The sequence below is a fragment of the Ectothiorhodospira mobilis genome (genome assembly GCF_016584115.1).
GTDB lineage: Bacteria > Pseudomonadota > Gammaproteobacteria > Ectothiorhodospirales > Ectothiorhodospiraceae > Ectothiorhodospira > Ectothiorhodospira mobilis.
Map to the genome: position 1 here is coordinate 1 of NZ_NRSK01000062.1, position 1105 is coordinate 1105.

The 1105-nt window shown below is 65.2% G+C and carries 1 protein-coding gene; it reads left to right on the forward strand.

The genetic code is table 11. From position 1 onward, the window contains the following. Window positions 1–101: 101 nt before the first annotated feature. On the forward strand, window positions 102–1105 hold a 1004-nt coding region (locus CKO33_RS13160; protein ID WP_200182681.1), incomplete at its 3' end, for a DDE-type integrase/transposase/recombinase.

The window sequence follows — 1105 nt, forward strand, 5'->3', positions numbered from 1 at the left end:
AGCCTTGTCCAACGACACATGAGCCTGAAGGAGGGACGTGATTCCAGCGTGAAGTGAGCCTGAAGGCGGTCGGGGTTTGGGATCATCGGAGGATGATCCTCATGCTCAAGACCCAAGGACTTCAGTCCCTGGAGCAAGTCCGCGCCTTCCTGGAAGGCGCCCAGACTCTCGGTTTCGAGGCCCCGGCCCGGGAGGCCGCCTACGACTGGATGGCCAGCGAGCTGCGCCGTCTCGGCTACCCCCGCCTGGGCAAGGCCGATAAGGGCCTGGTGCGACGCTATCTGGCCAAGGTCACCGGCCTATCCCGGGCGCAGATCACCCGGCTGATCCAGCAGTTCTGCGAGACGGGTGCCATCCGTGACCGCCGTGGCCCGCCGGCGGCACCCTTTGCTCGGCGCTACACCCCGGCCGATGTCCGCCTGCTGGCCGAGCTCGACGCCCTGCACGGCACACTGTCCGGGCCAGCCACCCGCAAGCTCTGTGAGCGCGCCTACACGGTGTTCGGGGATCAGCGCTACGAGCGCCTCGCAGGGATCTCCAACGGCCACCTCTACAACCTCAGAGGCTCCCAGACCTACCAGCGAAGCCGCGGCTCGGTGGACAAGACCCGCCCGGTCAAGGTGAACATCGGCGAACGCCGAAAACCCCGTCCCGAAGGCCGTCCCGGCTTCCTGCGTGTCGATTCGGTCCACCAAGGCGATTTAGACGGCATCAAGGGCCTCTACCACATCAACCTGGTCGACGAGGTCACCCAGTTCCAGTTCGTCGGCTCGGTCGAGCGCATCTCGGAGCGCTTCCTGCTGCCGGTGCTCGAGGCCTTGTTGGAGGCGTTCCCCTTCCTCATCCTGGGCTTTCACGCCGACAACGGATCGGAGTACATCAACAAGCGCGTCGCCGCGCTGCTCGAGAAGCTGCGCATCGAGCAGTTCACCAAGTCGCGCGCCCGCAAAACCAACGACAACGCCCTGGTGGAGTCCAAGAACGGCTCGGTGGTGCGCAAGCACCTGGGCTACGCCCACATCCCCGGCCGCTTCGCCAAGGCGGTCAACGCCTTCACCCAGGATGTGCTCTCACCCTACCTTAACTTCCACCGCCCCTGCTTCTT